The following is a 5,559-nucleotide window of genomic DNA, read 5'->3' on the forward strand; positions in this document are numbered from 1 at the left end:
CACCTACACCACACCCAACGCCCCGGGAACCAATCTGACGATCAAGGCGGTAGCGGGCGGGCGCGAGTCTCTCGTGACGATTCCCATCGCAGGCGGCAGCACGACGGTGCCAGTGGCTGGCTCTACACCTGTCGCGACGGCACTGAACCTGTCTGCCGATGTCGTCACTGTCAACACGTCCACCACCAACAACCAGGTGACTGTCAGTGCCATCTTCCGCGATGGCACCAATGCGCCCATCTCCAACGTCCGCGTGCTGTTCGCGGCAGCGGGTGACAACGGGACCGGCAAGATCGGCTCTGGCGCAAACTCCGTTCTGTCAGATGCTTYGGGTACCGCCTCGACGACATATGCCCCTGGCGCCGTCAGCAGCCCGACGAACGGCGTGACCATTCAAGCCTGCTGGAAGATCAGCGACTTCGCGCCCGGCGCCACGGCTGGCAGTTGCGTGGCTGCGGGCGGCCAGTTGCTGACCACGACGCTGACCATCGTCTCGAATCCGGTGTCGATCTCGATCGGTACGGACAACACGATCGGTAGCGGCGGCGGCGGTCTGACGTATGTGAAAAAGTACGTCGTGCTCGTTGTAGATTCAGCTGGCAATCCCAAGGCCGACGTTCAGATCACGCCGTCGTTGGATCTGGGTAGCTATTCGAAGGGGTTTTGGGAATACAACGTCCCGAAGCAGCGCTGGGAGCTGACACCTCAAGGCGACTATGCGGCCGTCATTAATGCCGGGGAGTACGTCAAGGGCGCGCTCAACGCCATTTGTCCCAACGAGGATTTGAATCGGAACGGGGTCGTCGACGGCGGTGAAGACGTGAATGGCAACAAGCAGTTGGATCCCCGCAAGTCCGACGTCGCGATCACGCTGGTGGGTGCCACCAGGACGGATGCAAACGGCGTCGCTGTGCTTCAGCTTGAGTATCCGAAGAGCCTAGGTACTTGGGTCGACTACAAGATCACGGTCACGGCTGCGGGTGTCCTCAGCCCACCTGCGTACTACCCGATTGGTGTGCCGGTGACCCTGTCGTCAAAGTCGTACTCCGCGCTTGTGGCCGAAGGTATCGCTCAGGGCAAGACCTACGCGGCAAGCGTCGTTGACTACCTGTACACCTACACACGACTGCCGGTTGCTGCAGGAGACCTAACCAGCGAAACGGCCCCAGCGTTCGTGATCAGCCCTTATGGCACCAGCAGCAGCTGCGCCAGCGCGAAGTGACGTGATTGCCCTCGTGGGCATGCCTGGCGGTGGCAAGTCCACCGTCGGCAAACAACTGGCACGCCAAATTGGCGTGCCTTTTGTCGATTCGGACCATGAAATCGAGCTGCGCATCGGCAGGAGCATCAAGCTGTTCTTCGAGCGCCATGGTGAGGATGCGTTTCGGGACCTTGAGACCGAGGTGATCGCCGAGCTGATCGCGCGTCCTGGCGATCGCGTGCTGGCCACCGGCGGCGGTGCGGTGCTGAGGGAGCGCAATCGTGAGCTGCTGCATGGCGGCGCGACGGTGCTTTACCTGCGCTCCACGCCCGAGGACCTGTTCCGGCGTCTGCGCCATGACACGACGCGGCCGCTGCTACAGGTGCGCGACCCGCTGGCCAAGCTGCGCGAACTCCACCACCAGCGCGACCCGCTCTACCGCCGCTGCGCGCACTATGTGCTGGAAAGCGCGCGACCTTCGGTGCATGCCCTCGTCAACATGGCGCTGATGCAGCTGGAGCTGGCGGGCCTGCTGGACCCGACTCGCGTCGCGGCCACCGTGGGGGCCGAACCGCTTTGACGGCGCCTTGACGGGAGGCGGAGGGCCGCTTGCGAGGTGCCTCTTACACTTGGCCGCATGCCCGCCACCGATACCGTCCGCATTCAGCTCCCTGACGACCGCAACTACGAGATCCGCATCGGTTCAGGCCTGCTGGACGCGCCTGCCAGCTGGCAGGAACTGCCCAAGGCAGCGACGGCTGTCATTGTCAGCAACGAGACCGTGGCGCCGCTGTACGCCGCTCGCCTGCGTGAACGCCTGCTGGCGGTCTACGGTCGCGTCGATCTGGTCGTATTGTCGGATGGCGAGCAACACAAGGATTGGGACAGCCTGAACCGCATCTGCGACCACCTGCTCGGCCAGGCCCTGGACCGCAAGACCGTGCTGTTCGCGCTGGGCGGCGGCGTCATCGGCGACATGACCGGTTTCGCGGCGGCCATCTACATGCGCGGCGTGCCCTTCGTACAGGTGCCCACCACATTGCTGGCTCAGGTCGACTCGTCGGTCGGCGGCAAGACGGCGATCAACCATCCGTTGGGCAAGAACATGCTCGGCGCCTTCTACCAGCCCGCGCGCGTCATCGCCGACCTGGACACCCTGGACAGCCTGCCGGACCGCGAATTGCGCGCTGGCCTGGCCGAGGTGATCAAGTACGGCCCGATCGCTGACGCCGGTTTCCTGTGCTGGATCGAGGACAACCTCGACGCGATGCTGGCGCGTGACAAGGCCGTGCTCGGCTATGCGGTGCGGCGCAGTTGCGAGATCAAGGCCGACGTGGTGGGCCAGGACGAGCGCGAGCAGGGCCTGCGCGCCATCCTGAACTTCGGCCACACCATCGGCCATGCCATCGAAGCGGGCCTCGGCTATGGTGCGTGGCTGCATGGCGAAGCCGTCGCCTGCGGCATGGTGCTGGCGGCCGACCTGTCGCAGCGCATGGGGCTGATGCCGGCCGGCTTCGTCGAGCGCCTGCGCAGCCTGATCGAGAGGGCGGGGCTGCCGGTGCAACCACCCAAGCTGGGCGCCGAACGCTATCTGTCGCTGATGCGCGTGGACAAGAAGGCCGAGGCGGGTGAGATCCGTTTCGTCCTCATTGAGGCGCTCGGCCGTGCCGGCCTGCACTCGGTGCCAGACGCACGCATCGTGGAAACACTGGCAGCGTACGGAGCGGCCTGAGATGTCGACGCCGCGCCCGGCCTACGCCGCTGACCCGGCGCGCAGCCGCGGCCGCCGCCTGCCCGAGCCGCCCGCACCCACGCGCAGCGAATTTCAGCGCGACCGCGACCGCATCATCCACAGCACGGCGTTTCGCCGCCTTGTCTACAAGACCCAGGTCTTCCTCAACCACGAGGGCGATCTGTTCCGCACGCGGCTGACACATTCTCTGGAAGTGGCCCAGCTCGGCCGGTCCATCGCACGCAGCCTGGGCCTGGACGAAGACCTGGTCGAGGCCGTGGCCCTGGCCCATGACCTTGGCCACACGCCGTTCGGCCATGCGGGCCAGGACGTGCTGGACGAGTGCATGCGCGCCCATGGCGGCTTCGAGCACAACCTGCAATCACTGCGTGTCGTCGATCAACTGGAGCAGCGCTATCCGGATTTCGACGGCCTCAACCTGTGCTTCGAGACGCGCGAGGGCATCCTCAAGCACTGCTCGCGACGGCATGCCGAACTCATCGAGGCCGTTGAACCTGACGGCATCGCGACCCGCTTCCTGCATGGCGGCCAGCCCAGCCTGGAGGCCCAGCTCTGCAATCTGGCCGACGAGGTGGCCTACAACGCGCACGACGTTGACGATGGCGTGCGCTCGGGCCTGATCGAGCTGGAGCAACTGCTGGATGTCGAGCTGGTGCGGGAGCATTGGCAGGCTTCGCTGGATGCGCATCCGGGCCTGGCCGGCAAGCGCCTGCTGTTCGAGACCATCCGCCGCATGCTGTCGGCTCAGGTCTACGACATCATCGACGCCACGCGTGCGGCGCTGGACGAAGCGGCACCCAGCGACGTCGATGCTGTGCGCCGGGCTGAAAAGCCCTTGCTGCGCTTCAGCCCGGAGATGCGCATCAAGAGCACGGCGCTCAAGCGCTTCCTCTTCGCCAACCTCTACCGCCACCCGCAGGTGCAATCCACGCGCAGCCGCGCCGAGCAGGTGCTGCGCGACCTCTTTGCGGCCTATTCGTCCGATGCGACGCAGATGCCGGCGGACTTCGCCGAGCGCGCCGATCGTGAACGAGCCTGTGCTGACTACATTGCCGGCATGACCGACCGGTTCGCCATTCGCGAGCATCAGCGGTTGACGGGCAAGACGCTTTTCTGACGTCACTCCACAAAATGGGGTCGGAGTCGATTATTCTGGCTGCTCCTGCCGAGGCCGTTGTGCCGACAAGGATGCATTCATGGCCCGTCTACCTCGATTGATCCTGCCGGGTCAGCCTCACCACGTCATCCTGCGCGGCAACAACCGCCAGGCCATCTTCTTCAGCGATCACGACCGCCAGCAGATGCTGGTCACATTGACCGAGGTCGCGGCTCAGTATGGGGTGGCCGTCCATGCCTACGTGCTGATGGACAACCACCTTCACCTGCTGCTGACGCCGCCCGCTGCGGACGCTCTCAGTCGCATGATGCAAGCGCTCGGCCGCCGCTACGTGGCCTGGTTCAATACCCGTCATCAGCGCAGCGGCACGCTCTGGGAAGGTCGGTTCAGGGCGGGCTTGGTCGAGGGCGAACGGCATCTGCTGGCCTGCATCCGCTACATCGAATTGAATCCGGTGCGTGCAGGGCTGTGCCAGGACGCGGCGCAATGGCCCTGGTCCAGCGCCGCTCACCACCTCGGCCTGAACCGCAGCGCGCTGGTCACGGAGCATGAACTGTATTGGTCACTGGGCAACACACCCTTCGAGCGCGAGCATGCCTATCGCGAGTTGATGGACCAGGGTGTCACCCTGCAGGAGCAAGCGCAGTTCACTGAGGCCGTGTTGCGGGGGCGGCCAGTGGGCGGCGCAACATTCCTGAAGGCGCTGGGCGACACCCACCCGAAAGTCGCACTCAAACGGCCGCGCGGACGGCCGCGCAAAACGCCACTGGCATCGTCGGAAACCAAGCCAACCGGAGTGGCGTGACTATGGCCCCATTTATTTAACTTCACCACGTCGATGGGGAATTAATTGACTCTGACCCTAATTTAATCAAGTTGCCGCAAATGCTGCACTGCATTACGCTCCCACCCTGTTGTGTTCCAGGAGGGCGCTATGAGCCACGCCGCGCAGATTCAAGCCGAGATCCAAGACCTAGCCGAGCACGGGCTCTACCGGCCGGGCAATGAGAAAGACGCCTGCGGCCTCGGGTTCGTGGCACACATCAAAGGCCACAAGGCGCACCACATCGTCCAGCAGGGCCTGAAGATCCTCGAGAACCTGGACCACCGCGGTGCAGTGGGTGCCGACAAGCTGATGGGCGACGGTGCCGGCATCCTGATCCAGATCCCGGACGAGTACTACCGCGCCGAGATGGCCAAGCAGGGCATCAACCTGCCGCCGCCCGGCGAGTACGGCGTCGGCATGATCTTCCTGCCCAAGGAAGCTGCCTCCCGCCTGGCCTGCGAACAGGAATTGGCCCGTGCCATCAAGGCCGAAGGCCAGGTGCTGATCGGCTGGCGCGACGTGCCGGTGGACCGTGACATGCCCATGTCGCCCACGGTGCGCGAGAAGGAGCCGGTGATCCGCCAGATCTTCATCGGCCGTGGCACTGACATCATCGTCCCCGACGCGCTGGAGCGGAAGCTCTACGTCATCCGCAAGACGGC

4 protein-coding genes and 2 pseudogenes are annotated in these 5,559 nt (G+C 64.8%); all 6 read left to right on the forward strand.

Annotated elements, in window-relative coordinates; all coding sequences use genetic code 11:
- Positions 1-1,222, forward strand: a pseudogene (locus AC1DU6_RS18780) (hypothetical protein); the annotation flags it as partial.
- Positions 1,188-1,781 carry a shikimate kinase gene (locus AC1DU6_RS18785; RefSeq protein WP_477858847.1) on the forward strand — a complete coding sequence of 198 codons (594 nt, stop codon included), beginning with the start codon at positions 1,188-1,190 and terminating at the stop codon, positions 1,779-1,781. The pseudogene AC1DU6_RS18780 and the gene AC1DU6_RS18785, both read left to right, overlap by 35 nt.
- A 57-nt stretch (positions 1,782-1,838) precedes the next feature.
- On the forward strand, positions 1,839-2,933 hold the full coding sequence (gene aroB, locus AC1DU6_RS18790; RefSeq protein WP_457323850.1) for a 3-dehydroquinate synthase: 1,095 nt from the start codon (positions 1,839-1,841) through the stop codon (positions 2,931-2,933).
- Position 2,934: 1 nt separating this feature from the next.
- A complete protein-coding gene (locus AC1DU6_RS18795; RefSeq protein ID WP_457323849.1) occupies positions 2,935-4,071 on the forward strand; it encodes a deoxyguanosinetriphosphate triphosphohydrolase in 1,137 nt (378 codons plus the stop codon).
- 79 nt (positions 4,072-4,150) lie between these two features.
- Entirely contained in the window at positions 4,151-4,876 is a 726-nt protein-coding gene (locus tag AC1DU6_RS18800; RefSeq protein WP_056203306.1) for an REP-associated tyrosine transposase, read from the forward strand.
- A gap of 129 nt (positions 4,877-5,005) precedes the next feature.
- A pseudogene (locus AC1DU6_RS18805) lies at positions 5,006-5,559 on the forward strand (glutamate synthase subunit alpha); the annotation flags it as partial.

It is taken from the genome of Roseateles sp. P5_B10, assembly GCF_056400485.1.